The organism is Jatrophihabitans sp. (assembly GCF_051960575.1).
In the GTDB taxonomy this organism is placed as follows: Bacteria; Actinomycetota; Actinomycetes; order Mycobacteriales; family Jatrophihabitantaceae; genus JBQCEE01.
Genome location: NZ_JBQCEE010000424.1, coordinates 1 through 26,877 on the forward strand (window position 1 = coordinate 1; position 26,877 = coordinate 26,877).

Below are 26,877 nucleotides of genomic sequence, written 5' to 3' on the forward strand. Positions count from 1 at the left end.
GGCGACGGTCCGGGCGGCGACGGTCCGGGCGGCGGTGGCGCGAGTGGCGGCAGCGGTGGCACCGGCACCCCGCAGCCCGCGCCGACCGGGTCGGGCGGCCCGCAGCCGAGCCCGTCGAGCAAGCCGGGGCCGGCCGAGGATCCGGCCGTCGTCGCGAAGCACCTGACCGCCCCGACGGCGCTGGCGATCCTGCCCGACGGCACTGCGCTCGTCGGCGAGCGGACGACCGGCCGCATCGTGCGCGTGCAGCCGCGGCCGGGGCAGCCGACGCCGGTGGTGAAGACGCTGACCGGCCTCGACGCCTCGGGCGACGGCGGCCTGCTCGACCTCGCGATCTCGCCGAACTACGCCGAGGACGACCTGATCTACGCCTACATCACCACCCGCACCGACAACCGGGTGGTGACCTTCACGCTGAACGGCCCCGTCACGCCGGTCGTCACCGGCATCCCGAAGGGACGCACCGGCAACCGCGGGCGGCTCGTCTTCCTGCCGGCGGGCGACCTGCTCGTCGGCACCGGTGACGCCGGCCGGCCCGCGCTCGCCGACGACCCGGACAGCCTGGCCGGCAAGACCCTGCGCGTCACCGACATCGGTCGCGCGGCGCCGGAGAACCCGACGTCGTCGCCGATCTTCAGCCGTGGCCACTCCGAGATCGCCGGCCTCTGCGTCGTCCCGACCACCGGCACGCCGCTCGACGTCGAGCCGACCTCCAGCGGCAGCGGCGAGATCAACGTGCTCGTCGCGGGCGGCGACTACGGCTACCCCTCACCCACCCCGGACAGCACGTCGCCCGCCGCGTCGCTGCCGACGAACGCCACGTCGCCGGGTGGCTGTGCCGTCCGGGACACGACGATCTTCGTGACCTCGCTGGACGCGAAGGAGCTGCTCGCCGCCCCGCTCGCGGGCAAGGGCTCCGGGCTCGCGCCGCAGAAGTTCCGCGTGGTGCTCAAGAACAAGTACGGCCGGCTGCGCACCGTGGTCGCCGCGCCCGACGGCGCCATCTGGTTGACGACCTCGAACAAGGACGGCCGCGGCACGCCGGTCGCCGACGACGAGCGGGTCATCCGGATCACCGGCGGCCAGGTCTCGAGCAACCCCACCTGAGCCCACCGGCCGGCCACCCGGCCGATGATCACGCACGCAGGCACACCAGGGTGTGCCTGCGTGCGTGATCATCGCGGAGATCGCCGGTGGCGGCGCCGCAGCAGGAGTCCGAGCCGGGCGGCCAGCCCGACACCGGTGACGGCGGCGATCGGCCAGGCCCAGGTGGGCGGCCGGTGACCGCCGCGCACGTGCTGCGGCGGCGTGGAGACGCCGGCCGACGGCCCTCGGTCCGACGGCGGGGGTGATGGTGTGGGTGAAGGACTGCCGGCCGGCGTCGTGGCGAAGCCGGCGGGCAGCGGCACGGCGAGCACGGCCGAGCCGGCGCCCTCCGAGTCGAGCAGCAGCCGGTCGGTGTCGACGGCGATCCCCTCGCCCTGCAGCTGTCCCGGCAGCACGACGCGCACGGGCGGCGTGCGCAGCGCCGCCGCGAGGTCGCCGTCGTGCACGTGCCACAGGTACGCGTCGGCGTAGGTGCGCAGGGCGAACACCCGTCCGTCGGCCGAGAACGACGCACCGGTGACGCTGAGTGCCACGGCACCGGCGCCGACCGGACGGAACGGGGCGACCGGGCGCAGCACCTGCACCGCCCCGGCGTCCGGACGCGGTGGTACCGCGTAGACCTCCGACCGCCCGATGGGCGACTTGGTCACGACGTACGCCGCGCCGCCGGGCGCGACGGCCAGCGCCTCCGCGTCCACGGGCCCGGTCGGGTAGCGCAGCCGCCAGACATCCGGACGGGACGTCGGCCCGCTGCGCAGCTCCGCCGGCTCGTCGACGCGGTAGATCCGCACCTCGGCCCGCACACCGTCGTTGTCGCCGATGTCGGCGAGGTAGATCCGCGACCGCCTGCCGACCTCGGCGACGGCGAGGTCCTCCCAGTCGACGTTCGTCGCGCCGGGCACCGTCAGCACCGCGCGGGTGCGTCCGGTCGCGGCGTCGACGGCGAAGCACCGCGCACTGTCCCCACTGTCGTTCTGCACGTAGAGGACGCCGGGGTGCAGCCGGCCGATGCCGAGCCCGCTCGCCTCGGTGATGCGCGGGTCGGCCAGGGTGCAGACCACCCCGGACGCCGGCGCGGCGACGAGCAGGCCGGCCAGCACCGCCGCGATCATGCGCACACCGCCATGCTCGCAGCGCGAGTCGGCGGGCGTGTCGTCGGTGCACCGTGCGAGAGTGGTCGCCATGGGCTCCACCGATCGGCCGGTCGTGCTGGCCATCGACGGGAACTCGCTGGTGCACCGCAGCTTCCACGCGATGGCCGACTCGGGGCAGCCGGCGTGGGCCGTGCGCGGGCTGCTCACCCAGCTCGTCGCCGCGGTCGACCGCATCCGTCCGGTCGCGGTCGTCATCGGCTTCGACGACCCCGAGCGGTCGCTGCGCCGTGAGCGGTGGCCGCAGTACAAGGCGCACCGCGGCGAGAAGCTCGACACGCTGGTCGAGCAGCTCGACCTCGCGGTCATGGCGATGCGTGAGCTCGGTCTGTGCGTGGTGATGCCGCCCGGGCTCGAGGCCGACGACGTGCTGGCCTCGACAGCCTCGTGGGCACGGGCCCAGGGCGCCGAGACGGTCATCGTGACGTCCGACCGCGACGCCTTCGCCCTCATCGACGACTCGACCCGCGTGCTGCGGATCATCAACGGCGGCGTCGACGCCTCACCGCTGATGACGCCCGACCGACTGCACCTGTTGTGCGGCGTGCGTCCGGAGCAGTACCGCGACTACGCCGCGCTGCGCGGCGATCCGTCGGACAACCTGCCCGGCGTGCACGGCATCGGCCCCCGCACCGGCGCGAAGCTGCTCGCCGAGTTCGGCACGGCCGCCGCCGCGTTCGCCGACCTGGACGCCGTCCGCGAGCGGCTCGGCGCAGGCCTGGCCAAGCGGCTGGCCGACCCCGAGGCGCGCCCGCGGTGGGAGCTCAACTGCCGGGTGATGACGCCGCACGCGGACCTCGACCTCGGGCTGTCGCTCGACGGCGGGTGCGGCGTGCTGCCGTTCGCCGCGTCCGCCGTCGCCGCGGTCTTCCGCGGTCAGCGCCTGGTCTGGTCGATCGCGTCCGCGCTGCGGGTGCTCGCCGACGTCGAGCCGGACGAGGAGCGCCCGCCCCGCGAGCTGCACGTCTGGAGCACGGGCGCCGCCCCCGCGTCCGGACGCCGCCTGCCGAAACTGCCGATCAAGCCGAAGGTCGACCAGCTCGCCCTCTTCTGAGCGTCAGCGCACGGCGGCGGCCGCGAGGCCGAGCGCGGCGGCGTCCTCGAGCAGCGCGCCCGGGACGTCGCTGCCGAACCGCTTCGCCAACGCCGCCCGGTAGCCCGGACCGGCAGCGGTGGTGACGGCCGAGGCCGCCGCCCCGACGAGTGCACCCGCGACCAGCGGCGCAGCGCCACGGCGTGCCACGACCGCACCACTCACCGCACCGAGCGTCAGACGGAACACGAACGACGGCAGCTGCGTGCGCGGCGGCGCGATCGGCAGCTTGTCAGCGGCCAGCTCCCCCACCGCACCGGCGCCGAGCAGCACCTTCGCCCCGCGCAGCCGTGCGTCCAGCGCGCCGCCGACCGCGGGCTCCCCCGCCGTCCAGGCCACGGCCGCGACCGGCGTCATCGAACGGGCACCGGTGGCGAGCCCGGCGAGGGCGGCGCGGAGGAGCGGCTGCATGCCGTCGAACCTACCGAGCCGCGCACCGACCGCGATGATCACGCACCCAGGCACACCAGGGTGTGCACCGGTGCGTGATCATCGCCGGCTACTCGCTGACGCCCAGCTTCTCGAGCAGGATCGTGCGCACGGCGGCCGCGTCGGCCTGCCCGCGCGTCGCCTTCATCACGGCGCCCACGAGCGCGCCGACGGCGGGCAGCTTGCCGCCGCGCACCTTCTCGGCGACGTCCGGGTTGGCCGCGATCGCCTCGTCCGCCGCCGCCTCGAGCGCGCCGGTGTCCGACACCCGCTTGAGGCCGCGCTCGGCGATCACCGCGTCGACGTCCGACCCGGTCTCGAGCACGCCGTCGACGGCCTGGCGCGCGAGCGCGACCGAGAGCGTGCCGTCGGCGACGAGCTGCACGAGCCGCGCCACCTGTCCCGGCGTGATGCCGAGCTCGGACGCCTCGACCTCGCGCTGGTTGGCCTGCTGCGCCAGGTACCCCAACCACCAGTTGCGGGCCTCGGCGACGGGGGCGCCGGCCTCGACGGTCGCGCCGACGAGCTCGACGACGCCGGCGTTCGCCATCTGCACCATGTCCTCGGCGCTGACGCCGAGCGACTCCTGCAGCCGCGCCCGGCGTGCCGCCGGCAGCTCGGGCAGCTCCTTGCGCAGCTGCTCCACCCACTCGGGGTCGGGCGCCATCGGCACCAGGTCGGGCTCGGGGAAGTACCGGTAGTCGGTCGCCTCCTCCTTGCTCCGGCCCGAGCGGGTGTCCCCGGTGGTCTCCTGGAAGTGCCGGGTCTCCTGCAGGATCCGCTCGCCGCGGTCGAGCAGCGCGGCCTGCCGCAGCATCTCCGACCGCACGGCCCGCTCGACCGAGCGCAGCGAGTTCACGTTCTTGGTCTCGGTGCGTGTGCCCCACGGCTCGCCCGGCTTGTTCAGCGAGGTGTTGACGTCGCAGCGCAGCGAGCCCTGCTCCATGCGGACGTCCGACACCCCGAGCGTGCGCAGGATGTCGCGCAGCTGCGTCACGTACTCACGCGCCACCTCGGGCGCGAGCTCCCCCGCCCCGGCCACCGGCTTGGTGACGATCTCGACGAGCGGGATGCCGGCGCGGTTGTAGTCGACCAGCGAGTAGTCGGCGCCGTGGATGCGCCCGGACGTGCCGACGTGGGTGTTCTTGCCGGTGTCCTCCTCGAGGTGCACCCGCTCGATGCCCACCCGCACCGTGCGTCCGCCGACCTCGACATCGAGATAGCCGTCGACGCAGAGCGGCTCGTCGTACTGCGAGGTCTGGAAGTTCTTCGGCATGTCCGGGTAGAAGTAGTTCTTCCGCGCGAAGCGGCACCACGACGCGATCGAGCAGTTCAGCGCGAGGCCGATGCGGATCGTCGACTCGATCGCCTTCTCGTTCGCCACCGGCAGCGCGCCCGGCAGGCCGAGACAGACCGGGCAGGTGTGCGTGTTCGGCGGCGCGCCGAACTCGGTCGAGCAGCCGCAGAACATCTTGGACGCGGTGCCGAGCTCGACGTGCGTCTCGAGCCCGATCACCGGTTCGTAGCGGGCGATGACGTCCTCGTAGTTCATCGGGTCACCAACTCCGGGATGCGCGCGAGCACCGGCTCGACGGCCGCCTCGAGGGCGGCGCCCACGCGGTAGCAGCGTTCGTCGGCCTGGGCAGGGGCCATGACCTGCAGGCCCACCGGCAGCCCCTCGGACAGCCCGCAGGGCACCGAGATGGCCGGCGTGCCCGCGAGCGAGGCGGGCAGCGTGCAGAGGTCGTTGACGTACATCGCCATCGGGTCGGCCACCCGCTCGCCGATGCCGAACGCGACGAACGGCGAGGTCGGCGACACCAGCACGTCGGCCTTCTCGAACGCCGCGCCGAAGTCGCGCGCGATGAGGGTGCGCACCTTCTGCGCCTGGCCGTAGTAGGCGTCGTAGTAGCCGGACGAGAGGGCGTACGTGCCGATCATGATGCGGCGCTTCACCTCGGGGCCGAAGCCGGCCTCGCGGGTCAGCGACATGACGTCCTCGAGCGAGCGCTCACCGTCGTCGCCGACCCGCAGGCCGTAGCGCACGGCGTCGAAGCGGGCGCGGTTCGACGAGCACTCGCTCGGCGCGATGAGGTCGTACGCGGCGAGCGCGTACTCGAAGTGCGGGCAGCTCACCTCGACGACCGTGGCGCCGAGGCCGCGCAGCGTCTCGACGGCCGCCTCGAACGAGGCCAGCACGCCCGGCTGGTAGCCCTCGCCGCCGAGCTCCTTGACCACGCCGATGCGCACGCCGGTGAGGTCGCCACGCGCGCCCTCGCGGGCCGCCGCGACGACCGGGCGCACCGGCTGCCGGATCGACGTCGAGTCGCACGGGTCGTGCCCCGCGATCACCTCGTGCAGCAGCGCGGTGTCGAGCACGGTGCGGGCGAAGGGTCCCGCCTGGTCGAGCGAGGACGAGAACGCGATCAGCCCGTAGCGCGACACCGCGCCGTACGTGGGCTTGTGCCCGACGATGCCGGTGACCGCGGCCGGCTGGCGGATCGACCCGCCCGTGTCGGTGCCGATCGACAGCGGCGCCTCGAAGGCCGCCACGGCCGCCGACGAGCCGCCCGACGACCCGCCCGGGATGCGCGAGAGGTCCCACGGGTTGTGGGTGGGCCCGTAGGCGGAGTTCTCGGTCGACGAGCCCATCGCGAACTCGTCCATGTTCGTCTTGCCGAGCATGACGATCCCGGCCTGCTTGATCCGCGTCGTGATCGTCGCGTCGTACGGCGGACGCCAGCCCTCGAGGATCTTCGAACCCGACGTCGTCGGCAGCCCCTGGGTGACGACGACGTCCTTCATCGCCAGCGGGACGCCCGCGAGCGGGCCGAGTTCGTCGCCCGCGGCCCGCCGCTCGTCGACCGCGCGGGCCGCGGCGAGCGCGCCCTCGGTGTCGACGTGCAGGAAGGCGTGGACGGCGCCGTCGACGGCCTCGATGCGGTCGAGGTGGGCCTGCGCGACCTCGACGGCAGAGGCCTCGCCGGACGCGACGAGCGCCGCCAGGTCGGCGGCGGTGCGGTCGGTGAGCCCGGTCATTCCTCTTCCCCCAAGATGCGTGGCACGCGGAACTTGTCGTCCTCGACGGCGGGCGCACCGGCCAGCACCGCCTCGACGGGCAGCGACGGCCGTACCTCGTCGGCGCGGTAGACGTTCGTCATCGGCACGGCGTGCGACGTCGGCGGGATGTCGGCCGCGGCGACCTCGCTCACCCGGGCGACGGCGCCGAGGATCTGCCCGAGCTGCCCGGCGAAGAGGTCGAGTTCGTCGTCGGTGACGGCGAGCCGGGCCAGGCGGGCGAGGTGGGCGACGTCCGCGCGGCCGATCGGCGCGGCGGTCGGATCGGGTTCGTCAGACACGGGACGTCAGTCTACGGACGCGACCGGTGCCACTTCCCCGCCCGCCGCGGCGCGGCGGTCATGCGGCTGAAACGAGCCATCAGGGATCCTGGTCGGCATGTCGCACCTGTTGCGGGTCGCCTTGCCCGACCGCCCCGGCGCCCTCGGCGCGGTCGCGACCGCGCTCGGCAGCGTGGGCGCCGACATCCTCAGCATCGACGTCATCGAGCGCTCGCCGGGACACGCCGTCGACGACATCGTCGTCGAGCTGCCGCCCGGGCGCCTGGCCGACTCGCTCATCACCGCCGCCGCCACCGTCGAGGGCGTGCGGGTCGAGTCGATCCGGCCCTACGCCGGCACGATCGACCCGCACCGTGAACTCGAGCTGCTCGAGCACCTCGCCGACGACCCCGGCAACTCGCTGGCGCTGCTGGCCGACGGGGTCGCCCGCATCTTCCGCGCCGGCTGGGCCCTGGTGCTCGACACCCCGGTGAGCGGGCGCGCCTCGGTGCTCGCCCGTGGCGGCGCGGCACCCGAGGACGACGCGGTGAGCGCACCGTGGTGGCCGCCGGAGCCGGCCCGCATGCTCGAGGCCGGCGACGACTGGGCCGACCCCGCCTGGGCGCGGCTCGGCACCGAACTCGCCGTCGCCCCCCTGGGCAAGCTGGGCCTGCTCGTCGGTCGCCCGGCACTGCGCTGGCTGCCGTCCGAGCTCATCCGGTTGCAGCACCTGGCCGCCATCGCTGCGACGGTCACCGCACCCGACCGGTCCTGAGCCGCGCGCGCAGCGACGCGCCATTACCCTTCCGGCATGCCGACGACGCACGCGTCCCGCTGGACGGCCGCCGACATCCCCGACCAGTCCGGCCGGACGATCATCGTCACCGGGGCCAACAGCGGCCTCGGTGAGGTGACCGCCCGCGAACTCGCACGCGCCGGCGCCTCGGTGATCCTGGCCTGCCGCAACGTCGACAAGGGGGCCGCCGCTGCCGCGGGCATGCGCGGTGAGGTCGAGGTGCGGGCGCTCGACCTGGCCGACCTCGCCTCGGTGCGCCGCTTCGCCGAGACCGTCGAGCACGCCGACGTGCTGGTGAACAACGCGGGCGTGATGGCCCTGCCGCTCAAGCGCACCGCCGACGGCTTCGAGATGCAGTTCGGCACCAACCACCTCGGCCACTTCGCCCTCACCGGCCTGCTGCTGCCGGTGCTCACCGACCGCGTCGTCACCGTCTCGAGCGGTGCCCACCGCGTCGGCCGCATCGACCTCGAGGACCTTAACTGGCAGCAGCGCCGCTACTCGCGCTGGGGCGCCTACGGGCAGTCGAAGCTCGCGAACCTGCTGTTCGCCTTCGAGCTGCAGCGCCGGCTCGACCTCGTCCACTCGCCGGTGCGGTCGCTCGCCGCGCATCCCGGCTACGCGGCGACCGAGCTGCAGACCCGCACCGAGAGCTGGCAGGACCGCATCATGGCGTTCGGCAACCGCTACCTCGCCCAGAGCGCCGAGATGGGGGCGCTCGGCTCGCTGTACGCCGCGACCGCACCGGACGCCGAGGGCGGCGGGTACTACGGCCCGGCCGGCCTGTTCGAGATGCGCGGCGCCCCGCACCGCGTCGGCACGACGAAGGCCGCCCGTGACGTCGGCGTGGCCCGCGCGCTCTGGTCGGCGAGCGAGCGGCTCACCGGGGTCACCTTCCCGGTCTGACCGGACCGTCCGGGCCGGTCAGGACGCGAGTTCCTCCGGCAGCGCCGGCTCCATGCGCCCCGTCGTCCGCGGAGGCGCCGCCACGGCATCGTCGTCGTAACGCGCCCGCCACCGCGACCATCGCCGCAGCCACCAGCGCTCGACCGGCGGCACCGTCCAGTGCAGCGACGCGAGCACCAGCCCGCCGGCCAGCGCGCCACCGAACACGTCGGTGACCCAGTGGGTGTTGATGATGATCGTGCCGGCGCTGACCGTGACGGTGATGAATGCCGAGACGATCGTCAGCAGCCGCCGGTACTGCGGCGCCGCCAGCATGGTGATGAGCCCGTAGAGCACCACGCAGTTCGAGATGTGCCCGGACGGGTAGATGTTGCCGCCCTGGAACATCGCGAAGGCGGACGCGTCGGGCTGGCGCGGGTCGACCCGCCCGGTGCCGTACTTGACGACGGCCACGCTGACGTTGAGCACGGCGAGCGCGACGCCCAGCATGACCAGCGGACGCACCGAGCGACGACGGTGCGCGATCCAGAGGAACCACGGCAGCGCCGCCAGGGTCGTCGGGCCGCGCTGGCCGAGGATGACGTAGGTGTGCACCCACGGGTACCACCCGGGGTGCTTGCCCTTGAGCCGCAGGTGCCGCACCCAGCTGTCGACGTCGAGCACGGGTGTCTTCAACAGCACGGCGGCGGTGAGCAGCACGTAGCCGATCAGCAGCCCGGCGAACCACCGCGTCGAGCGGGGCGCGCGGGCCCACGCCTCCCTCGGGTCGCGCCACCAGAGCGCGCCGGGCGTCGCGATGCCGGTGCCGGTGCCGTCCACGACAACCTTTCTGCCACGCCGAGCTGGGCGTCAGCCAATCGGTCTCAGGGCTGCCCACATGGCCGTTCCGGGCAAACGTAGCGCTCCGCACCGGACCGCGGCATGACCGGCTCGCAGCGTCAGGGTGACGCGTCGGTGAAGGCTGCGGCCCCCTCGGCGAGCAGGGTGACGAACCCCGCCTCGTCCAGCACCCGCACGCCGAGCTGCTCGGCCGTGACGGCCTTGCTGCCCGCGTTCTCGCCCACGACGACGACATCGGTCTTCTTCGAGACCGACGACGCCGCCTTCCCGCCGCGCGCGAGGATGGCCTCCTTCGCCTGGTCACGCGAGAACTCGGTGAGCGAGCCGGTGACCACGACGGTGAGCCCGGCGAGGGTCCTCGGCACGCTGTCGTCGACCTCGTCGGCCATCCGCACGCCGCGCGCGGCCCACTTGTCGACGATCGCCGCGTGCCAGTCGACGGCGAACCATTCGGTGACCGCCTCGGCGATGACGCCGCCGACCCCCTCGACGGCCGCCAGTTCCTCGACCGACGCGGCACGGATCGCGTCGATCGTCGTGAAGTGCTGCGCCAGCGCGCGGGCCGCCGTCGGGCCGACGTGCCGGATCGAGAGCGCCACCAGCACGCGCCACAACGGCGAGGTGCGTGCCTGCGCGAGGTTCACCAGCAGCTTCTCGCCGTTGGCCGACAGCACGCGCCCGTCGGTCACCCGCTCGGGCGGGTCGCTCTTCCTCGCCGCCCGGGTGAAGAACGGGACGCGACCGAGCAGCGCCCGCGCGCCGGTCTCGTCGCCGTCGAGGTCGGGCGCCAGCTCGAACAGGTCGCCCTCGTCGCCGAGCACGCCGGCGTCCAGCAGCGCGTTGACGCCCTCGTACCCCAGCGCCTCGATGTCGAGTGCACCTCTGGACGCGACGCCCGCCAGCCGTTCCCGCAACTGGGCCGGGCAGCTGCGCGAGTTCGGGCAGCGGATGTCCTTGTCGCCCTCGCGCTCGGGCTTGAGCGGCGTGCCGCACGACGGGCACTCGGTCGGCATGACGAAGGCGCGCTCGGACCCGTCGCGCAGCGCCACCACCGGCCCCACGATCTCGGGGATCACGTCGCCGGCCTTGCGCAGCACGACGGTGTCGCCGATGAGCACGCCTTTGCGCTCGACCTCGAAGGCGTTGTGCAGCGTGGCCCGCTCGACCGTCGACCCGGCCACCCGCACCGGCTGCATGACGCCGAAGGGCACCACGCGACCGGTGCGGCCGACATTGACCGCGATGTCGAGCAGCTTCGTGTTCACCTCCTCCGGCGGGTACTTGAAGGCGATCGCCCAGCGCGGGGCGCGGGCGGTCGAGCCCAGCTGCCGCTGCAGGGCCAGCTCGTCGACCTTGACCACCACGCCGTCGATCTCGTGCTCGACGTCGTGGCGGTGCTCGCCGTAGTACTCGATGAACTCCTGCACCGCCGCGAGGTCGGGCACGACCTTCGCCCGCGCCGCGGTCGGCAACCCCCAGGCCGCCAGGTGCGTGTACCAGTCCGACTGCGCCGTCACCCTCGGCCCGCCCTCTACCCTGCCGACGCCGTGCACCACCATCTGCAACCCGCGCGACGCGGTCACGCGGGGATCCTTCTGGCGCAGCGACCCGGCCGCGGTGTTCCGCGGGTTCGCGTACGGCGGCTTGCCCTGCTCGACCAACGCCGCGTTCAGCGCCTCGAACCGCTCGACCGGGAAGTACACCTCGCCGCGCACCTCCAGCACCGTCGGCACACCGTCACCGGTGAGCCGGTCGGGGATGCCCTCGATGGTGCGGATGTTCGGCGTGTCGTCCTCACCGGTGCGCCCGTCACCGCGCGTGGCGCCACGGACCAACCGGCCGTCCTCGTAGACCAACGCGATGGCCAGCCCGTCGACCTTGAGCTCGCACAGGTAGGCGGGCACCCGGCCGGTGTCGCGCTCGGCGCGCTGCGCCCAGGCGGCCACCTCGTCGAGGCTGAAGGCGTTGTCGAGGCTGAGCATGCGCTCGAGATGGTCGACCGGCGTGAACTGTGTCGAGTAGGTGCCGCCCACCCGTTGCGTCGGCGACTGCGGGGTACGCAGCTCGGGGTACTGCTCCTCGAGTTCCTCCAGCCGCCGCAGGTCGCGGTCGTAGTCGGCGTCGCTGCGGGCGGGCTGGTCGAGCACGTAGTAGCGGTACTGGTCCTCGTCGATCAGCTGGGCCAGGCGCTCGTGCTCGTCGCGCGCGTCGGTGGTCGGTTCGCTCACGTGCTCGAACCTACTGAGGGGGTCTGACAGGAACCGTCAGACGGCGGCGTCGACCAGCCGCTTGCCGACGTCGCGCAGCACCCGCAGCGCCCGGCGGGCGTACGCCGGCGACGCCCCGGCGAGCCCGCAGGTCGGTGTCGCGACGACACCGGCCAGTCCCGCCGGGGCGAAGCCGAGCTCCGACCAGATCCGGGTGACCGTCGTGGCGGCCCGGGTGTCGTCGATCGTCGCGTCGGTCGACGGCACGACGCCGGGCCAGAGCGCCAGACCGGCGTCGACGGCCTCGCCGAGGGCGTCGTAGTGCGCCGGCGTGATCAGCGAGGCGTCGAGCGACAGCGCGTCCGCGCCCGCAGCACGCAGCAGCGCGATCGGCACGTCCGGCGCGCAGCAGTGCACGACGCGGCACCCGTCGGGCACCACCGCGAGCACGTCGCGCAGGCCCTGCTCGGCCACCGTCGCCTCGACGGCGCGCACCGTGCCGTAGCCCGACGGCGTGGGCACCCGGCCGCCGATCACCGCGGGCAGCGACGGTTCGTCCAGCTGCAGCAGCACCGTCGCCCCCGGTACCCGGCGCTGCACGTCCGCGACGTGCAGCCGCACGCCCTCGGTGAGCGAGGCGATCAGGTCGCGGACGGCGCCGTGGTCGCGCACGATGCGGTGGCCGTTCGCGAGCTCGACCGACGCCGCCAGCGTCCACGGCCCGGCCAACTGGATCTTCAGCGGACCCGTCCAGCCGTCGCACGCCGACTCGAGCGCGTCGAGGTCCCAGGCCCAGAAGTCGAGTGCCCGTCGCAGTTCGTGCCCCGGGTGCGCGGTGATGCGCCACGACCGCACCGCGATCTCGACGGGCAGGTCGACGAGCAGGGCGGCGCTGCGTCCGATCATGTCGGCGCCCGGCCCCCGGTCGGGCAGCTCGGCGAGGTGCGGCAGGTCGGGCAGCTCCCCCACCACGAGGCGGGCGGCGTCGTCCGGATCGCGGCCGGGCAGCGATCCGACGCCGGTGACGGCGCCCGGCGTCCAGCGCGGTGCGGTCATGCCGCGGCGGTGATGGTCGCCGAGCCGAGCACGAGGTCGCCGTCGTAGAACACGATCGCCTGGCCGGGCGCGACGCCCCGCTGCGGCGCGTGCAGGCGCGCGACGACCTCGTCGCCCGCGACGTCGACCGACGCCGGGCTGGTCATGCCGTGCGCGCGCAGTTGGACGCAACAGTCGAACGTGTCGGCCGGCGCCGTGCCCGTCCACACCGGACGCATGCCGCTGACCTCGGTGACGTCGAGCCGCTCGCCCGGCCCGACCACGACGGTGTTGGACGCGGGCCGGATCGACAGCACGTACCGCGGCGCACCGCCCGGCGCCGGGACGGTGAGCTGCAGGCCGCGGCGCTGGCCGACGGTGAAGCCGTGCGCGCCCGTGTGGCTGCCGAGCACCGCGCCGGTGTCGGCGTCGACGATCGGGCCCGGCTCGCTGCCGAGGCGGCGGGCCAGGAAGCCGCGGGTGTCGCCGTCGGCGATGAAGCAGCTGTCGTGCGAGTCGGGCTTGTCGGCGACGGCCAGCCCGCGCGCCGCGGCCTCGGCCCGCACCTGGGTCTTGGTGGAGTCGCCGAGCGGGAAGATCGCGTGCCGCAACTGGTCGGACGTCAGCACCGCCAGCACGTACGACTGGTCCTTCGCGAGGTCGACCGACCGCGCGAGGCGGCCGTCGACCAGCCGGGCGTGGTGGCCGGTGACGACCGCGTCGAACCCGAGCGCGAGCGCCCGGTCGAGCACGGCCGAGAACTTGATCTTCTCGTTGCAGCGCAGGCACGGGTTCGGCGTGCGGCCGGCCGCGTACTCGCTGACGAAGTCGTCGATGACGTCGGCCTTGAACCGCTCGGCGAGGTCCCAGACGTAGAACGGGATGCCGAGCACGTCCGCGGCCCGGCGCGCGTCGTTGGCGTCCTCGACGCTGCAGCAGCCCCGCGCGCCGGTGCGCAGGGTCGCGGGCGCGGTCGACAGGGCGAGGTGCACGCCGGTGACGTCGTGCCCGGCCTCGACCGCGCGGGCCGCGGCGACGGCGGAGTCGACGCCACCGCTCATGGCTGCCAGGACCTTCACGACGGCACCCTCACGCCGTGCCCGCGAGCATCCCGGCACGGCGCGCGCGCTCGACGGCCGGGCCGATCGCCGCGACGGCCGCGGCCACGTCGTCGGCGGTCGAGCTGTGGCCGAGCGAGAAGCGCAGCGAGCCACGTGCCTCCGCCGCCGACACGCCCATCGCCAGCAGCACGTGCGACGGCTGCGCGACGCCGGCCGAGCAGGCCGAGCCGGTCGAGCACTCGACGCCGCGGGCGTCGAGCAGCATGAGCAGCGCGTCGCCCTCGCAGCCCGGGAAGGCGAGATGCGCCAGGCCGGGCAGACGGTCGGTCGGGTGCCCGTTCACGACGCAGTCGGGCACCGCGGCCCGCACGCCGGCGACGAGCTGGTCGCGCAGCGCGGCGAGCCGGGCCGTGGTCTGCGGGCGGCGCGCGACGGTCAGCTCGGTCGCGGCGGCCAGGCCGATGATGCCCGGCACGTTGAGGGTTCCCGAGCGCACCTCGCGTTCCTGCCCGCCGCCGTGCAGCAGCGGGGCGCAGGGCACGGTGCGCCCGAGCAGCAGCGCGCCCGCGCCGGCCGGGCCGCCGAGCTTGTGGCCGGTCATGGTCAGCGCGTCGACACCCGAGGCGGCGAAGTCGACCGGCAGCGCCGCGACGGCCTGCACGGCGTCGGTGTTGAACGGCACGCCGAACTCGTGCGCCACCGCGGCCAGTTCGGCGATCGGCTGCACGGTGCCGACCTCGTTGTTCGCCCACATCACGCTGACGAGCGCGGTCGTCCCGGGCTCGGCGGCAAGCACCGACCGCAGCGCCGCGGGCTCGACGCGCCCGTGCCGGTCGACCGGCAGCAGCACGGCCTCAGCACCGTCATGGGTCACCAGCCACTCGACCGCGTCGATCACGGCGTGGTGCTCGATCGCGCTGACGACCACCTTGCGGCGACGCGGATCGGCCGCCCGGGCCGCCCAGTACAGCCCCTTGATGGCCAGGTTGTCGGCCTCGGTACCGCCGCCGGTGAAGATCACCTCGGACGGCCGCGCGCCGAGCGCCGCCGCGAGCGACTCGCGGCTCTCCTCGACACGCCGGCGTGCCGCGCGGCCGGAGCCGTGCAGCGACGAGGGGTTGCCGAGTTCACCCATCGCCGTGCTCACGGCCGAGAGCACCTCGGGCAGCAACGGGGTCGTCGCGGCGTGGTCCAGGTAGGTCATCGCGGCCGAGTCTACGGCGGGGCCGCGGTCAGCCGGCGGCGCGCGAGGCGGCGGCCACGCCCACCACCGCGATGGCCGCCATCACCGCGTCGCTGACGGCGAACGCGGCGCCGTACGAGACGCTGCCGGCGGCGGCCGCGGCGATGAGCACCCCGGCGAACCCGGTCGAGAGCGCACCGGTCGTGGTGTCGGCGAGCTGCAGCGACGCCGAGTGCGCACCGCGGTCGGCGTCGGTCGTGTGGCGCAGCAGCAGCACGCTGGCGGCCGGCATCACCATGCCCGCGCCCGCTCCGGCGACGGCCCACGTCACGTACACCGGCCACGGGTCGATCGCCCGCTGCGAGACCACGGCGATCACGACGCCGGCGACACCGATGCAGACGAAGCCGAGCTGCGCGAGGTGCGACCGGCGCGCGTCCGCATCACCCGGGATCCGGCCGTGCCACCACGACCCGAGCGCCCAGGTGAGACCCGCCATCGTCAGGGGCACGCCGGCGAGCAGCGGGCCGTACCCGTGCTGCACCTGCAGCATGAGCGGCACGGTCGCCTCGACGCCGAAGAAGGCCCCGGCCGCCAACCCGCGCATGGTCACCGCCGCGGCGACGCCCTGCGCGGCCCGGAACGTGCCGGGCGGCACGAGGGCGACCACACCCCACGCCAGCAGCGCCAGGCCCGGCACCACGAGCACCAGCACCGGGCTCCAGCCGTGCTGGCCCGCGGCCTCGACCGCGCTCACGCCGACAGCGACGGCCGTGGCGCGCACCAGCCGGCGCCCATCGCGGGCGCTCGCGACCGGTGGCCGGTGCATCGCTTCCAGCACCGGCCACAGCAACGCGGTGCCGACGAGCACGAACGGCACGAGGCCGAGGAAGACCCAACGCCAGCCGACGTGCTCGGTGAGCAGTCCCGAGGCGACCGGGCCGAGCAGCGACGGCAGCACCCAGGCCGACGAGGTGGCGGCGAAGACCCGCGGCCGCAGCTCGTCGTCGTAGCGCTCGCCGATCACCACGTAGGCCGCGGTGATGGTGAGCCCGACGCCGACGCCCTGCACGGCCCGCGCGAGCACCAGCTGCGTCATCGTGCCAGCGGTGCCGGCGACGAGCAGGCCGGCGAGGAAGGCGACGATGCCGAACAGCAACGGCTGCCGCGGGCCGCGGGCGTCGCTGAGCCGGCCGCTCACCACCATGCCGACGACCGAGGTCGCGAGCGGCGTCGTGAACAGCAGCCCGTAGCCGCCGAGCGCGTGCAGGTCGCGCACCGCACTCGGCAGGGCCGGGCCGACCGCCATCGCCTCGAAGGCCAGCATCGCGATGACCGTCAGCAGACCGGCGGTCGTGGCCCGGTGCTGCGGCCCGAAGATCGACGGCGGTGCGGTGGCTTCGTCCCGCACCCGCTCGATCGTCACCGCTCCATCCTGCCCGTCCCCTGCAAACACCAGTCCCCTGCAAACGCACCGGCCGCCGTCCCCGAGGGACGGCGGCCGGTGGGGTGGTGGTGCGGCGAGATGCGGCGGGGTCAGCTCTTGCGCTTGCTGATCTCGTCGGTGAGCTGCGGGGCGACGGTGAACAGGTCACCGACGACGCCGAAGTCGGCGAGCTCGAAGATCGGCGCCTCGGGGTCCTTGTTGACCGCGACGATCGTCTTGGACGTCTGCATGCCGGCGCGGTGCTGGATGGCGCCGGAGATGCCGACGGCCACGTACAGCTGCGGCGACACGGTGACGCCGGTCTGGCCGACCTGCATCGTGTGGGGCACCCAGCCGGCGTCGACGACGGCGCGCGAGGCGCCGACGGCGGCACCGAGCGAGTCGGCGAGCTTCTCGATGATCTCGAAGTTCTCGGCCTTGCCGATGCCACGGCCGCCCGAGACGACCACGGAGGCGTCGGCGAGCGCGGGGCGCGAGCCCTGCTCCTCGACCTCGCTGGCGGTGATCTTCGAGGCCTTCGCGGCGTCCGAGATGCTCACCGACACCGGCACCTCCTCGGCCGCGCCGGTCGACGGCTCGGGCGCGAAGGAGTTCGGGCGCACGGTGATGATCGGGGTGCCCTTGCTGACCTTCGAGACGGTGGTGATCGCGCCACCGAAGATCTGCTGCGAGACATTGCCGTCGCCGTCGAAGCCGACCGCGTCGTAGATCAGGCCCGACTCGAGCTTGATGGAGAGCCGCGCGGCGACTTCCTTGTTCTCGTTGGTCGACGGCAGCAGGATCGCCGCGGGCGAGGCCTGCTGGGCGACGGCCGCGAGGGCCTCCGCCTTCGGCGCGACCGAGTAGCCGGCGATGTCGTCGCTCTCGACGACGTAGACCTTCTGCGCGCCGAACTCGGCGAGCTGGTTCTTCAGCGCGCCGGCGGTGCCGGGCGCACCGAGGACGACCGCGCTCGGCTCGCCGAGCTGACGGGCGGCGGTGAGCAGCTCGAGCGTGGGCTTCTTGACGGTGCCGTCGACCGAGTCGACGAGGACCAGAACCTCAGCCATGTGTAGTCAGTCCTCTCAGATGAGCTTCTTGGACGCGAGGAAGTCGGCGATCTTCACGCCACCGTCGCCCTCGTCCTTGACGGTCTGGCCGGCCGCGCGCGGCGGGGCATTCTCGAATGACGCCACCTGCGTCCACGAGTTGGCGAGGCCCACCTCGGCGGCGTCGAGGGCCAGGTCGGCCAGCGCCTGCACGGTGATCGGCTTGCTCTTCGCGGCCATGATGCCCTTGAACGACGGGTACCGCGGGTCGTTGATCTTCTCGACGACGCTCACCACCGCCGGCAGCGAGGCCTCGACGCGCTCGAAGCCGCCGTCGACGATGCGCTCGATCTTGGCGGTGGTGCCGTCGATCTCGAGCTTGCGGGCCAGGGTCAGCTGCGGCAGGCCGAGCAGCTCGGCGAGCATCGCCGGCACGACCGCGCCACGGGCGTCGGTGGCCTCGGAGCCCGCGATCACGATGTCGAACTCGAGCGTGCCGAGCGCCTTGGCGATCGCCTTCGCGGTCGCGACGGCGTCCGAGCCGTGCAGGGCCTCGTCCGACACGTGGACGGCCTTGTCCGCACCCATCGAAAGCGCCTTGCGGATCGACTCGGTCGCCCGCTCGGGACCGACGGTGAGGATGGTGACCTCGCCACCGTGGGCCTCCTTCTGACGCAGGCCCTCCTCGATCGCGAACTCGTCGATGTAGTTGATGACGGGGTCGACCGCGGCGCGGTCGACGGTGTTGTCGCTGGGGTCGAGCTTCCGGTCGCCCTCGGTGTCAGGGACCTGCTTGACCAGCACCACGATGTTCATGCGTTCGCTGACCTCTTTCGTCGACTCGTCGGACGCCCGGTCTCGGATGACGCCTCGGACGGTGCGTGTGTGATCGGCCCGTAACAAACGGATACCTGTAACCATGCCTATGTTACTCGCGAGTAGCAACGTGAGGTCGCTCTCCCGAGCCAGCATGGCACGGGTCACGCGGCGCCCGTGCACGAGTCGGGTCGAAGCCGACGCCACGGCGGGATCGGGACTTCCGTCCCGCCTAACAAGGACTTCACACGAGCGAAGATCCTTGCTACGTTCTCCCTGCCGGGGGCGACATCCAGGTATGCGGGGAGACGGACGGAGTTTGTTTTCCATGACCATGGACGCCACCCTCGCCCCGGTGACCGCTCGTCCGCGCCGTCACCTGCACGCCGTCGCCGCCGACGGCGTCGCGCCGGTCGCCCCGCTCGTCGCGATCCCCACCGCCGCGCCGCGCACGACCCGCCGGCCGATCATGGAGCGCCTGCGCCCGCACCTGCCCTGCCGCTCGGACGCCGCCGAACTGCGGCACGCCCTCACGACCCTCGGCCCGTCCTGGCGGATCGTCCGCGGTCTGGCCGACAACGGCGTGCACTCGCTGCTGGTCGGCCCGGGCGGCGTCTTCGCCCTCACCGTCCAGTCGCTGGCGCACGCCCGCGTCGCGGTCGGCGGCACCACCGTCACGGTCGACGGTCGCCCGGTGCCGCTGGTGCCCGAGCGCCGCATGGTCGCCGACAACATGGCGCGCCGCATCTCCGCCGCGGCCGGCGTCGAGATCGTCGTCCGCGGCGTGGTCGCGGTCATCCACGCCCAGCCGCGCTGGTCGTTCCGCGAGCAGCCCGCCGACGGCCGGGTGGTCGTGCTGCCGGGTCGCGATGTCGCGGCGTTCCTCGCCGCCCAGGCCCCGATCCTCACGCCCTCGGACGTCGAGGCGATCGCGCACGCGGCCGCGAACCCGGCCAAGCCCGTTCGTCCCGCCCTCTACGCGGTCTGAAGTCCCCCGCTCGAAGCGCGTAACGGAAGTGTTGCTCCGCCGTTGGGTCATGTGACACTTCACTCGAGCTAAACGTCATTCGTCCGGAGATGCCGCCCATGTCCCGCTCGCTTACCGCGTTGTCGGTGGCGCGCGCCGCCGTCCTGGCGGTCGCGACGACCGTGGCGCTGGTCGCCGCCCTGCTCAGCGGACTGCTCGGCTCGACCGGCAGCGCCGGTGCCGCGCCGCACCCGTCGCCGAGCCCCTCGCCGATCGCGACCAACGCGGCGGCCGCCCAGGCGGCGGCCCGCGCGGCCGCGGCCCGGGTGGCCCACCTGCACGCGAAGCTGCAGGCCGAGGTGCAGGCGGTCGGTCGCGCCTCCGATGCGGCCGACGCCGCCGAGGCCGCCTACGCCCAGCAGCTCACCGTGCTGCGGCGCGCCCGCGGTGACGAGCGCCGGGCCGAGCAGACGCTCGCCCGGGCCCAGGCGCTCGCCGCGTCGACCGGGCACCAGCTCGCCCAGCTGATGGCCGCGCAGTTCGAGGCGGGCGGCAGCGCCCTCGACACCGGCCAGCTGCTCACCGCGCAGGACCCGACGCAGCTCGTGCAGCTCGCCGACTCGCAGGCCCAGCTCGGGCAGTACTCCGCCGGCCTGGTGGCCGACGCGCAGCACGCCCGCGACGAGAGCGACCGCGCGCTGGCGGCCCAGCAGGCGACGCTCGCCCGCGTCACCGACGCCACCGCCCGGGTCAAGGCGCTGCGGGACGCCGCCGCCACCCGCTACGCCGAGGCCCGCACGGCGCTGCTGCAGCTCAAGCAGCACCTGGACAAGGCGAAGACCGACCAGGCCGCGGCCGACACCGTGCTGTCGTTGTTCCTCGGCGGCTGGTCGGTGGCCAACTCGGCCGAGGCGGCCCAGCTCAACGCCCAGTACGCCCAGGTCGCCGCGCAGTACGCGCACGAGCCGCTCGCGCCGCGCAGCAGCACCTGGACGCCCGCGATGGCGGCATCCGCCGTGCACCGGGCGCTGCAGCGGATCGGACTCCCCTACGCCTGGGCCGGCGGCAACCTCGCCGGGCCGACCCGTGGCGTGTGCGCGGCCGGCGCGGCGCGCAACGACTGCAAGATCGTCGGGTTCGACTGCTCCGGGCTCGTGCTGTGGGCATGGGGCCCGTACATCCAGATGGCGCACTACGCGGCGACGCAGTACGGCTCGGGACGTATCCACCCCCGCCCGACGCAACTGCTGCCGGGCGACCTGCTGTTCTGGAGCTCCAACGGCACCGTCGCCGGCATCCACCACGTGGCGATGTACGTCGGTGACGGCAATGTGATCCAGGCGCCCGAGAGCGGCGACATCGTGCGGATCACGCCGATGGCCAGCGTCGCCTCCGGCTACTTCGGGGCCACCCGCCCGCTCAGCTGATCGCGTCCAGCTCGGCCAGCGCGTCCGCCGGCAGCTCGAGCGAGGCGGCGGCGATGTTCTCGCGCAGGTGCCCGCGCGAGGACGTGCCCGGGATCAGCAGGATGTTCGGCGAGCGCTGCAGAAGCCACGCCAGCGCGACGGCCATCGGGGTCTCACCGAGCCGCTGCGCCACCGCGTCGAGCGCGCCCGACTGCAGCGGCGTGAACCCGCCGAGCGGGAAGTACGGCACGTAGGCGATGCCCTGCTCGGCGGTGATCCGCAGCAGTTCCTCGTCCTCGCGGCGGGCGAGGTTGTAGAGGTTCTGCACGCAGACGACCGGCGCGATCGTCTGCGCCTCGGCGAGCTGGTCGGCGTCCACCGTGCTCAGCCCGATGTGCCGGATGAGGCCCTGCTGCTGCAGCTCGGCGAGCGTCTCGACCTGCTCGGCGATCGAGCCCGGTTCCGGGGCGTCGAAGCCGCCCATGCGCAGGTTCACCACGTCCATGCGCTCGAGGCCGAGGTGCTCGAGGTTGTCGTGCACCGCCTGTCGCAGCTCGTCCGGCGTGCGGGCGTGCGGCCACCCGCCCTCGGCGTCGCGGCGGGCCCCGACCTTGGTGACGATCACGAGGTCGTCCGGGTACGGGTGCAGCGCCTCGCGGATGATCTCGTTCGTGACGTACGGGCCGTAGAAGTCGGACGTGTCGATGTGGTTGATGCCCGTCTCGACGACCTCGCGCAGCACGGCGATCGCCTCGTCGCGGTCCTTCGGCGGGCCGAACACGTGCGGGCCGGCAAGCTGCATCGCGCCGTAGCCCATCCGGGTGACCTCGAGGTCGCCGAGCCGGTACGTGCCGCCGAGTGCCGATGTCGTCGTCATGCCCCCATCCTGCCCGGTTGGGGTAGGAAGGAAGACATGACAACGAAAGTCTGGTTCATCACCGGTACCTCCCGAGGCTTCGGACGCGAGTGGGCCGTCGCCGCCCTCGAGCGCGGCGACTCGGTCGCGGCCACCGCCCGCGACACCGCGTCGCTCAAGGACCTCGCCGAGACCTACGGCGACCGGCTGCTGCCGATCGCGCTCGACGTCACCGACCGCGCCGCCGACTTCGCCGCGGTGCAGCAGGCGCACGAGCACTTCGGCCGGCTCGACATCGTCGTGAACAACGCGGGCTACGGCCACTTCGGCCTGGTCGAGGAGCTCAGCGAGGCCGACGTGCGCTCGCAGCTCGAGACGAACTTCTTCGGCGCGCTGTGGGTCACCCAGGCGGCCCTGCCGATCCTGCGCGAGCAGCGCAGCGGGCACATCCTGCAGGTCTCCTCGATCGGCGGCATCTCCGCCTTCCCGCTCGTCGGCGCGTACCACGCGTCGAAGTGGGCGCTCGAGGGGTTGAGCCAGGCGCTCGCCCAGGAGGTCGCCGACTTCGGCATCAAGGTCACGCTCATCGAGCCGGGCGGCTTCTCGACCGACTGGGCCGGGCCGTCGGCGAAGCACTCCGAGCAGCTCGCCGACTACGACGCGGTGCGCGAGCGGGTCATGGAGCAGCGCCGCACGCGCAACGCGACCCCCGGTGACCCGACGGCGAGCGCCGCGGCCGTGCTGCGGATCGTCGACGCCGAGCAGCCGCCGCTGCGCGTCTTCTTCGGCACCGCCCCGCTCGGCATCGCCGAGGCCGACTACGCCTCCCGCCTCGAGACGTGGCGCAGCTGGCAGGACGTCGCGGAGCTCGCCCAGGGTGAGCCGACGCAGCGCTGAGACCGCCGGGAACTCACATCGCACGGCACCGGGATCACCGGGATCATGGGAGCCATGACCGAGGCCGACCGTCCACGTCCGCGACCGCGGCCGACCCCCGCTGCCGCACCGGGGCCGGCGCCCGTCGTGCCGGCCCCGGTGGCGCCGCGCCCGGCGCCGCCGGAGCCGCGGACGACGCTCCGGGTCGCACCGGCGCCGGCGGAGGTGGCCGCACCAGGACCGGACCGGCTGACGCAGCTGCTGCAGCACCCCGCGGCGACCGACGCCGGGTTCGCGGTCGCCATCGTCCTGCTGATCCTGGTGCTGCAGCACGTACTGCTCGCCGAGTCGTGGGCCCGGGCGGCGCTCCCCGCGCTGCTGTTCGGCGTGCTCTACGTGCTGGCGGTGCGGTTCGCGCGGGCGTACTCGGCCCGTGAGGACGCGCGCGGCCGACGGGCGCTGCGAGCGGTGCTGATCCAGACCGGCGTGGTGCTGCTGGTCGTCGTGGTGCTGGCCATCGTGCTCTAACCCGTCCGCCGGGCCCGGTGGAGCTGCGCCAGGCACGCGACGCCGCCGACGGCCAGCGCGGCCGACGCGACGACGAGGAACGCGTCGGCGGCGTCGGGCACGGTGTCGTCGGCGTCGTCCACGAACACCGGGCCGAGCCCGCTGCAGGTCACCACCAGATCGCCGCCGCGGGGCGCGACGAAGCTGGCGACCCGGTCGGTCAGCGTCGTGTCGCTCGGCACGGTCTGCACCGACAGTTCCTGCGGCGTGCGGCCCGGTGACTGCCACTCGCAGTCGAGCTGCGACGGCGGCATGCCGGCCGCTGCGAGGGCCCGGACACCGCCGGGCCAGCTCAGCTCGTACGTGTGACCGGCGGTGAGGTGCACGGTGTCCGGGGCGACGGCGTTCGGCGCGTAGGCGACGGGCTGCATGCCGGCGAAGACCCGCGCGACACCCCATGCCAGCAGCCCGACCAGCACCAGGGCGACGCCCAGCACCCCCGCGCGCACCCGCGAGCCCCCGGCCATCCGCCGACTGTAGGTCGGATGCCCGTTTTGTGCGCGTCGGAGCGCGTCAGTCGAGCGTCCGCAACGTCTGTTGCAACGCTGCGGCGTCGGCGACGATCCCGACCGGCGCCGCCGCCTCGAGCTCGCCCTCGAGCGCGTACCCCCATCGCACCCCGACACAACGGATGTGGTGGGCCCGCGCGCCTTCGACGTCGTGCGATCGATCGCCGACCATCACGACGTCGTCGGGCTCGGGGTGGCCGAGTCGTCGGAGCACCTCGGCGATGACGTCGGCCTTGGTGCGCCGGGTGCCGTGCAGGTCGTCGCCTCCCACGGTCTCGAAGAACGGGGCGTAGCCGAGCCGCTCGACGATCGGCACCGCGTAGTGCTCGGGCTTGCTCGTCGCGACGGCCACGCGCACCCCGTCGGCGTGCAGCGCACGCAGCAGCGTGCCGACGCCCGGGTACGGCGAGGTGTCGTACATGGCCCCCGCGGCGTAGTGCTCGCGGTAGGTGCCGATGACCGCCATGACGTCGACGTCGCCGAGCAGCGGCGGCAGCGACTCGTAGAACGGCGGGCCGAGCAGCGCCCGCTCGGTCGTGGCGTCGAGCGGCGGCAGGCCGTGCGTGGCGAAGGCGTGCCGCAGCGACGCCAGGATGCCGGGCGCCGAGTCGCTCAGCGTGCCGTCGAGATCGAACAGGACGACGGGCGGGGTCACTCCCCCGACGCACCCGGGACGCCGGTGAACACGGCCTTGCCGGGGCCGTTCTGGACGAAGGAGGTGAGCCCGATCTCGCGGTCGCGGGTGGCGAACAGCGAGCCGAACAGGTGCGACTCGAGCTTGAGGCCGGTCGCGAGATCACCGTCGAGGCCCTGGTCGATGGCGGCCTTCGCGGCGCGCAGCGCGAGGGCGGGCAGCGTGGTGAACTTCGCCGCCGTGGCGAGCGCGGCGCTGTAGGTCTCGGCCGCCGGCACCACCGCGTCGACCAGCCCGATCTCGAGCGCCTCCTGGGCGTCGACGAACCGCCCGGTGTAGATGAGATCCTTGGCCTTCGCCGGCCCGATGAGCCGCGGGAGCCGCTGCGAGCCACCCATGCCCGGGATGATGCCGAGCAGGATCTCGGGCTGGCCCCACTTGGCGGTGTCGGCGCTGATCCGGAAGTCGGCGGTCAGCGCGACCTCGCAACCGCCGCCGAGCGCGTAGCCCGTCACCGCGGCGATCACCGGCTTGGGGATGGCGGCGAGGGCGTTCACCGAGAGCATGAGCCGCGGCACGCCCTTCAGCGCGGCCTCGTAGTCGAGCTGCGCGAACTCCTTGACGTCGGCGCCGGCCGCGAAGACCTTCTCGCCGCCGTAGAGGACGACAGCCCGCACCGCGTCGTCGGCCGAGACCTGCTGCGCGGCCGCGAGCAGCTCGGCGTGCACCTCGGTGTTGATCGCGTTCATCGGCGGGCGGTCCAGCCGGATCACGGCCACCGCGGCGGGGATCTCCCCCGTGCCGTCCCCGATCTCGACCCGTACCGACGCCATCTTCGCTCCTCGCTGTCGACCTGATCGGCAGACTACGGCCTCTCTCCCGGCGGTCCTGGCACGGGCGGTCGCGCACCTGGACGCCACTCCCCGTCGACCTCGCGCCACAGGACGGGCGGTCCGGCGACGGTCAGCACGTCGGTGAGCCAGGCGGTCTCGTCCGGTGACCAGCCGGCGAGCAGCGTCGAGCCGCCGCGCACCGGCAGCGGCCGGTCGGCGGTCGTCAGATACCCGGCGACGGTCAGGTGGATCGCGTCCCAGTCGGCCGCGACGGCGGCGTAGTCGGGGATCAGCCAGGGCCCGGCGCGGCCCGTGCGGCGATTCCAGTCGAAGCGGCGGCTGCCCGTGACGTCGAGCGGATGGCGGTCGACGAGCGCCGTCCAGTCGGCCGGCGAGTCGATCTCGAGCACGCGGGCCGACGGCGCGGCGACCACGGGCCACAGCCTGGCGAACTCCCAGCCGGGCCAGTCCTCGACGAGCACGAGGCCGATGGGCCCGCCTTCGACAGCCAGGCCGGTCGTGCGGGGGCCGATACCGATCGGCGCCGACCACCAGATGCCGCTGACGGGGATGGCGCCCTCGGCGAACTCCGGACGCCGCGCCAGCCGCGCCGCCCGCGCGAGCTCGTCCGCCCGCCACTCGCGCAGCCGCGCACCCGTCGCCGCGGGCGGCCCGTCCGCCGGCTCGCGGCCGCGGAAGACGCCGTCCGTCCACTGCTGCCCGCGGACCGCCAACGCCGACCACGACGCCGCCTCCGGGCGCCCGAGCAGTGACCGAGCGGTCGGCCGGAGGTGATCGGCGGCACCTGCGGCGGCGAGGGCGGTGTCGGTCTCGTCCGGTGGCTGCAGTACATGGCGTGGAAGACGGCCTGGTCGAGTGACTCGATCAGCGACAGACCGTGCGCCAACTCGTGCACGAGCCGTCGCCCGCGGGGCCGGACAGCAGGTCGTCGACATCCACCGCCTCATCGTCCCGGCGTCGTCCACCGCCGAATCGGGGCCGGCAAGGGGCACGGTCAGGCCTCGGCGGCCGCCGGGCGCGGCTGCGGGCGACGCCCGACCGCGCGGGCGTACCAGCGACCGGCGCGTCGTTCGACGTGCACGTCGAGGCCGAAGGTGGCGCTGAGGTGCTCGTCGGTCAGCACGTCGCGCACGAGCCCTTGAGCCACCGCCTTCCCCTCGCGCAGCAGCAGGATGTGCGTGATGCCGGGCGGCAGCTCTTCGACGTGGTGGGTGACGAGCACGGATGCCGGGGCCTCGGCGTCGGCGGCGAGGCGCGTGAGCCGGCGCAGCAGGTCCTCGCGGCCGCCGAGGTCCATGCCGGCGGCGGGTTCGTCCAGCAGCAGCAGTTCGGGGTCGGTCATGAGCGCCCGGGCGATCTGCACCCGCTTGCGCTCGCCCTCGCTGAGGGTGCCGTAGAGGCGGTCGCCCAGCTCGCCGACACCGAGCCGCTCGAGCAGGGCACCAGCACGGCGCATGTCGACGCGTCCGTACGCCTCGCGCCAGCGGCCGATCACCGAGTAGCCGGCGCTGACCACGACGTCGACGACGGTCTCGCCGTTCGGGATGCGCTGCGCCAGGGCGGCGCTGGCCAGGCCGATGCGTGGACGCAGCTCGGACGTGTCGACCCGGCCGAGCTGCTCGCCGAGCACGCAGTCGGTGCCGGACGGCGGGTGCATGAGCGCGGACGCGAGTTGCAGCAGCGTGGTCTTGCCGGCGCCGTTGGGGCCGAGCACGATCCAGCGCTCGCCCTCGTTGACCGTCCAGTCGACGCAGTCGAGCAGCACGTTGCC

At 73.9% G+C, this 26,877-nt stretch carries 27 protein-coding genes; 8 read left to right on the plus strand and 19 right to left on the minus strand.

Features of this window, described 5'->3' with window-relative positions:
* Positions 1-1,107: PQQ-dependent sugar dehydrogenase (locus ACTHMS_RS23785; RefSeq protein ID WP_440309134.1), on the plus strand; the 1,107-nt coding region annotated here is incomplete at its 5' end.
* Between the two features lie 68 nt (positions 1,108-1,175).
* On the opposite strand, the gene ACTHMS_RS23790 is transcribed toward ACTHMS_RS23785, so the two are convergent.
* Complete coding sequence (locus ACTHMS_RS23790; protein WP_440309135.1) at positions 1,176-2,291, minus strand: hypothetical protein; 1,116 nt, start codon at positions 2,289-2,291, stop codon at positions 1,176-1,178.
* Between ACTHMS_RS23790 and ACTHMS_RS23795 the strand changes: the two genes are divergently transcribed.
* Complete coding sequence (locus tag ACTHMS_RS23795) at positions 2,290-3,312, plus strand: 5'-3' exonuclease (RefSeq protein ID WP_440309136.1); 1,023 nt, start codon at positions 2,290-2,292, stop codon at positions 3,310-3,312. The two genes, ACTHMS_RS23790 and ACTHMS_RS23795, sit on opposite strands and share 2 nt — an antisense overlap.
* A gap of 3 nt (positions 3,313-3,315) precedes the next feature.
* On the opposite strand, the gene ACTHMS_RS23800 is transcribed toward ACTHMS_RS23795, so the two are convergent.
* From ACTHMS_RS23800 to gatC, 4 genes are all read right to left on the minus strand, one after another.
* Positions 3,316-3,762, minus strand: coding sequence for a DUF4126 domain-containing protein (locus tag ACTHMS_RS23800; protein WP_440309137.1), 447 nt, complete (start codon positions 3,760-3,762; stop codon positions 3,316-3,318).
* A gap of 88 nt (positions 3,763-3,850) precedes the next feature.
* Positions 3,851-5,332: an Asp-tRNA(Asn)/Glu-tRNA(Gln) amidotransferase subunit GatB gene (gene gatB / locus ACTHMS_RS23805; RefSeq protein ID WP_440309138.1), complete on the minus strand. Its 1,482-nt coding sequence runs from the start codon at positions 5,330-5,332 to the stop codon at positions 3,851-3,853.
* Positions 5,329-6,819 (minus strand): Asp-tRNA(Asn)/Glu-tRNA(Gln) amidotransferase subunit GatA, encoded by a 1,491-nt coding sequence (gene gatA, locus ACTHMS_RS23810; protein WP_440309139.1) that lies wholly within the window; start codon positions 6,817-6,819, stop codon positions 5,329-5,331. The genes gatB and gatA overlap by 4 nt, the downstream gene beginning before the upstream one ends.
* A complete protein-coding gene (gene gatC, locus ACTHMS_RS23815) occupies positions 6,816-7,139 on the minus strand; it encodes an Asp-tRNA(Asn)/Glu-tRNA(Gln) amidotransferase subunit GatC (RefSeq protein WP_440309140.1) in 324 nt (107 codons plus the stop codon). The genes gatA and gatC overlap by 4 nt, the downstream gene beginning before the upstream one ends.
* Before the next feature lie 97 nt (positions 7,140-7,236).
* On the opposite strand from gatC, the gene ACTHMS_RS23820 reads away from it, so the two are divergent.
* Together ACTHMS_RS23820 and ACTHMS_RS23825 are read left to right on the plus strand one after the other, a co-directional pair.
* The gene (locus ACTHMS_RS23820) at positions 7,237-7,893 is read left to right on the plus strand and encodes an ACT domain-containing protein (protein ID WP_440309141.1); all 657 of its coding nucleotides are present in this window, start codon (positions 7,237-7,239) and stop codon (positions 7,891-7,893) included.
* Between the two features lie 36 nt (positions 7,894-7,929).
* Positions 7,930-8,820 (plus strand): oxidoreductase, encoded by an 891-nt coding sequence (locus ACTHMS_RS23825; RefSeq protein ID WP_440309142.1) that lies wholly within the window; start codon positions 7,930-7,932, stop codon positions 8,818-8,820.
* 18 nt (positions 8,821-8,838) lie between these two features.
* Here the strand turns inward: ACTHMS_RS23825 and ACTHMS_RS23830 are convergent, their stop codons facing one another.
* From ACTHMS_RS23830 to ACTHMS_RS23865, 8 genes are all read right to left on the minus strand, one after another.
* Complete coding sequence (locus tag ACTHMS_RS23830; protein WP_440309143.1) at positions 8,839-9,639, minus strand: phosphatase PAP2 family protein; 801 nt, start codon at positions 9,637-9,639, stop codon at positions 8,839-8,841.
* 119 nt (positions 9,640-9,758) lie between these two features.
* The gene (gene ligA, locus ACTHMS_RS23835) at positions 9,759-11,888 is read right to left on the minus strand and encodes an NAD-dependent DNA ligase LigA (protein WP_440309144.1); all 2,130 of its coding nucleotides are present in this window, start codon (positions 11,886-11,888) and stop codon (positions 9,759-9,761) included.
* Positions 11,889-11,924: 36 nt separating this feature from the next.
* On the minus strand, positions 11,925-12,923 hold the full coding sequence (locus ACTHMS_RS23840) for a methionine synthase (RefSeq protein ID WP_440309145.1): 999 nt from the start codon (positions 12,921-12,923) through the stop codon (positions 11,925-11,927).
* Positions 12,920-13,981 (minus strand): tRNA 2-thiouridine(34) synthase MnmA, encoded by a 1,062-nt coding sequence (mnmA, locus tag ACTHMS_RS23845; RefSeq protein WP_440309146.1) that lies wholly within the window; start codon positions 13,979-13,981, stop codon positions 12,920-12,922. Before mnmA ends, ACTHMS_RS23840 begins: the two co-directional genes overlap by 4 nt.
* A 10-nt stretch (positions 13,982-13,991) precedes the next feature.
* A complete protein-coding gene (locus ACTHMS_RS23850; protein ID WP_440309147.1) occupies positions 13,992-15,167 on the minus strand; it encodes a cysteine desulfurase family protein in 1,176 nt (391 codons plus the stop codon).
* A 28-nt stretch (positions 15,168-15,195) separates the two neighbouring features.
* Entirely contained in the window at positions 15,196-16,572 is a 1,377-nt protein-coding gene (locus tag ACTHMS_RS23855) for an MFS transporter (protein ID WP_440309148.1), read from the minus strand.
* Positions 16,573-16,682: 110 nt separating this feature from the next.
* Positions 16,683-17,642 (minus strand): electron transfer flavoprotein subunit alpha/FixB family protein, encoded by a 960-nt coding sequence (locus ACTHMS_RS23860; RefSeq protein ID WP_440309149.1) that lies wholly within the window; start codon positions 17,640-17,642, stop codon positions 16,683-16,685.
* A 15-nt stretch (positions 17,643-17,657) separates the two neighbouring features.
* Positions 17,658-18,437 carry an electron transfer flavoprotein subunit beta/FixA family protein gene (locus tag ACTHMS_RS23865; RefSeq protein WP_440309150.1) on the minus strand — a complete coding sequence of 260 codons (780 nt, stop codon included), beginning with the start codon at positions 18,435-18,437 and terminating at the stop codon, positions 17,658-17,660.
* Positions 18,438-18,765: 328 nt separating this feature from the next.
* On the opposite strand from ACTHMS_RS23865, the gene ACTHMS_RS23870 reads away from it, so the two are divergent.
* Together ACTHMS_RS23870 and ACTHMS_RS23875 are read left to right on the plus strand one after the other, a co-directional pair.
* Positions 18,766-19,425 carry a hypothetical protein gene (locus tag ACTHMS_RS23870; protein ID WP_440309151.1) on the plus strand — a complete coding sequence of 220 codons (660 nt, stop codon included), beginning with the start codon at positions 18,766-18,768 and terminating at the stop codon, positions 19,423-19,425.
* A 98-nt stretch (positions 19,426-19,523) separates the two neighbouring features.
* Positions 19,524-20,831 (plus strand): NlpC/P60 family protein, encoded by a 1,308-nt coding sequence (locus tag ACTHMS_RS23875; protein WP_440309152.1) that lies wholly within the window; start codon positions 19,524-19,526, stop codon positions 20,829-20,831.
* Here ACTHMS_RS23875 and ACTHMS_RS23880 read toward each other — a convergent pair.
* Entirely contained in the window at positions 20,824-21,687 is an 864-nt protein-coding gene (locus ACTHMS_RS23880) for an aldo/keto reductase family oxidoreductase (RefSeq protein ID WP_440309153.1), read from the minus strand. The two genes, ACTHMS_RS23875 and ACTHMS_RS23880, sit on opposite strands and share 8 nt — an antisense overlap.
* A gap of 36 nt (positions 21,688-21,723) precedes the next feature.
* On the opposite strand from ACTHMS_RS23880, the gene ACTHMS_RS23885 reads away from it, so the two are divergent.
* Complete coding sequence (locus tag ACTHMS_RS23885; RefSeq protein WP_440309154.1) at positions 21,724-22,563, plus strand: SDR family oxidoreductase; 840 nt, start codon at positions 21,724-21,726, stop codon at positions 22,561-22,563.
* Positions 22,564-22,617: 54 nt separating this feature from the next.
* The gene (locus ACTHMS_RS23890; RefSeq protein WP_440309155.1) at positions 22,618-23,070 is read left to right on the plus strand and encodes a hypothetical protein; all 453 of its coding nucleotides are present in this window, start codon (positions 22,618-22,620) and stop codon (positions 23,068-23,070) included.
* Here the strand turns inward: ACTHMS_RS23890 and ACTHMS_RS23895 are convergent.
* The 5 genes from ACTHMS_RS23895 to ACTHMS_RS23915 all read right to left on the minus strand — a co-directional run.
* The gene (locus tag ACTHMS_RS23895; protein WP_440309156.1) at positions 23,067-23,576 is read right to left on the minus strand and encodes a hypothetical protein; all 510 of its coding nucleotides are present in this window, start codon (positions 23,574-23,576) and stop codon (positions 23,067-23,069) included. The genes ACTHMS_RS23890 and ACTHMS_RS23895 overlap by 4 nt on opposite strands.
* Positions 23,577-23,622: 46 nt before the next feature.
* Positions 23,623-24,273, minus strand: a complete 651-nt coding sequence (locus tag ACTHMS_RS23900; RefSeq protein WP_440309157.1) for an HAD-IA family hydrolase — start codon at positions 24,271-24,273, stop codon at positions 23,623-23,625.
* A complete protein-coding gene (locus ACTHMS_RS23905; protein WP_440309158.1) occupies positions 24,270-25,085 on the minus strand; it encodes an enoyl-CoA hydratase/isomerase family protein in 816 nt (271 codons plus the stop codon). Before ACTHMS_RS23905 ends, ACTHMS_RS23900 begins: the two co-directional genes overlap by 4 nt.
* Before the next feature lie 32 nt (positions 25,086-25,117).
* The gene (locus tag ACTHMS_RS23910; protein ID WP_440309159.1) at positions 25,118-25,819 is read right to left on the minus strand and encodes a hypothetical protein; all 702 of its coding nucleotides are present in this window, start codon (positions 25,817-25,819) and stop codon (positions 25,118-25,120) included.
* A gap of 281 nt (positions 25,820-26,100) precedes the next feature.
* A partial coding sequence (locus ACTHMS_RS23915; protein WP_440309160.1) for an ABC transporter ATP-binding protein occupies positions 26,101-26,877 on the minus strand: 777 nt, incomplete at its 5' end.

Coding starts and splice junctions, on each gene's coding strand:
- ACTHMS_RS23865 (WP_440309150.1), bottom strand. CDS start 18,437: ATGAACATCGTGGTGCTGGTCAAGCAGGTCCCTGACACCGAGGGCGAC.
- ACTHMS_RS23885 (WP_440309154.1), top strand. CDS start 21,724: ATGACAACGAAAGTCTGGTTCATCACCGGTACCTCCCGAGGCTTCGGA.
- gatB (WP_440309138.1), bottom strand. CDS start 5,332: ATGAACTACGAGGACGTCATCGCCCGCTACGAACCGGTGATCGGGCTC.
- ACTHMS_RS23850 (WP_440309147.1), bottom strand. CDS start 15,167: ATGACCTACCTGGACCACGCCGCGACGACCCCGTTGCTGCCCGAGGTG.
- ACTHMS_RS23790 (WP_440309135.1), bottom strand. CDS start 2,291: ATGGCGACCACTCTCGCACGGTGCACCGACGACACGCCCGCCGACTCG.
- ACTHMS_RS23890 (WP_440309155.1), top strand. CDS start 22,618: ATGACCGAGGCCGACCGTCCACGTCCGCGACCGCGGCCGACCCCCGCT.
- gatA (WP_440309139.1), bottom strand. CDS start 6,819: ATGACCGGGCTCACCGACCGCACCGCCGCCGACCTGGCGGCGCTCGTC.
- ACTHMS_RS23905 (WP_440309158.1), bottom strand. CDS start 25,085: ATGGCGTCGGTACGGGTCGAGATCGGGGACGGCACGGGGGAGATCCCC.
- ACTHMS_RS23870 (WP_440309151.1), top strand. CDS start 18,766: ATGACCATGGACGCCACCCTCGCCCCGGTGACCGCTCGTCCGCGCCGT.
- ACTHMS_RS23895 (WP_440309156.1), bottom strand. CDS start 23,576: ATGGCCGGGGGCTCGCGGGTGCGCGCGGGGGTGCTGGGCGTCGCCCTG.
- ACTHMS_RS23820 (WP_440309141.1), top strand. CDS start 7,237: ATGTCGCACCTGTTGCGGGTCGCCTTGCCCGACCGCCCCGGCGCCCTC.
- ACTHMS_RS23795 (WP_440309136.1), top strand. CDS start 2,290: ATGGGCTCCACCGATCGGCCGGTCGTGCTGGCCATCGACGGGAACTCG.
- ACTHMS_RS23875 (WP_440309152.1), top strand. CDS start 19,524: ATGTCCCGCTCGCTTACCGCGTTGTCGGTGGCGCGCGCCGCCGTCCTG.
- ACTHMS_RS23825 (WP_440309142.1), top strand. CDS start 7,930: ATGCCGACGACGCACGCGTCCCGCTGGACGGCCGCCGACATCCCCGAC.
- ACTHMS_RS23800 (WP_440309137.1), bottom strand. CDS start 3,762: ATGCAGCCGCTCCTCCGCGCCGCCCTCGCCGGGCTCGCCACCGGTGCC.
- ACTHMS_RS23880 (WP_440309153.1), bottom strand. CDS start 21,687: ATGACGACGACATCGGCACTCGGCGGCACGTACCGGCTCGGCGACCTC.
- ACTHMS_RS23860 (WP_440309149.1), bottom strand. CDS start 17,642: ATGGCTGAGGTTCTGGTCCTCGTCGACTCGGTCGACGGCACCGTCAAG.
- ACTHMS_RS23840 (WP_440309145.1), bottom strand. CDS start 12,923: ATGACCGCACCGCGCTGGACGCCGGGCGCCGTCACCGGCGTCGGATCG.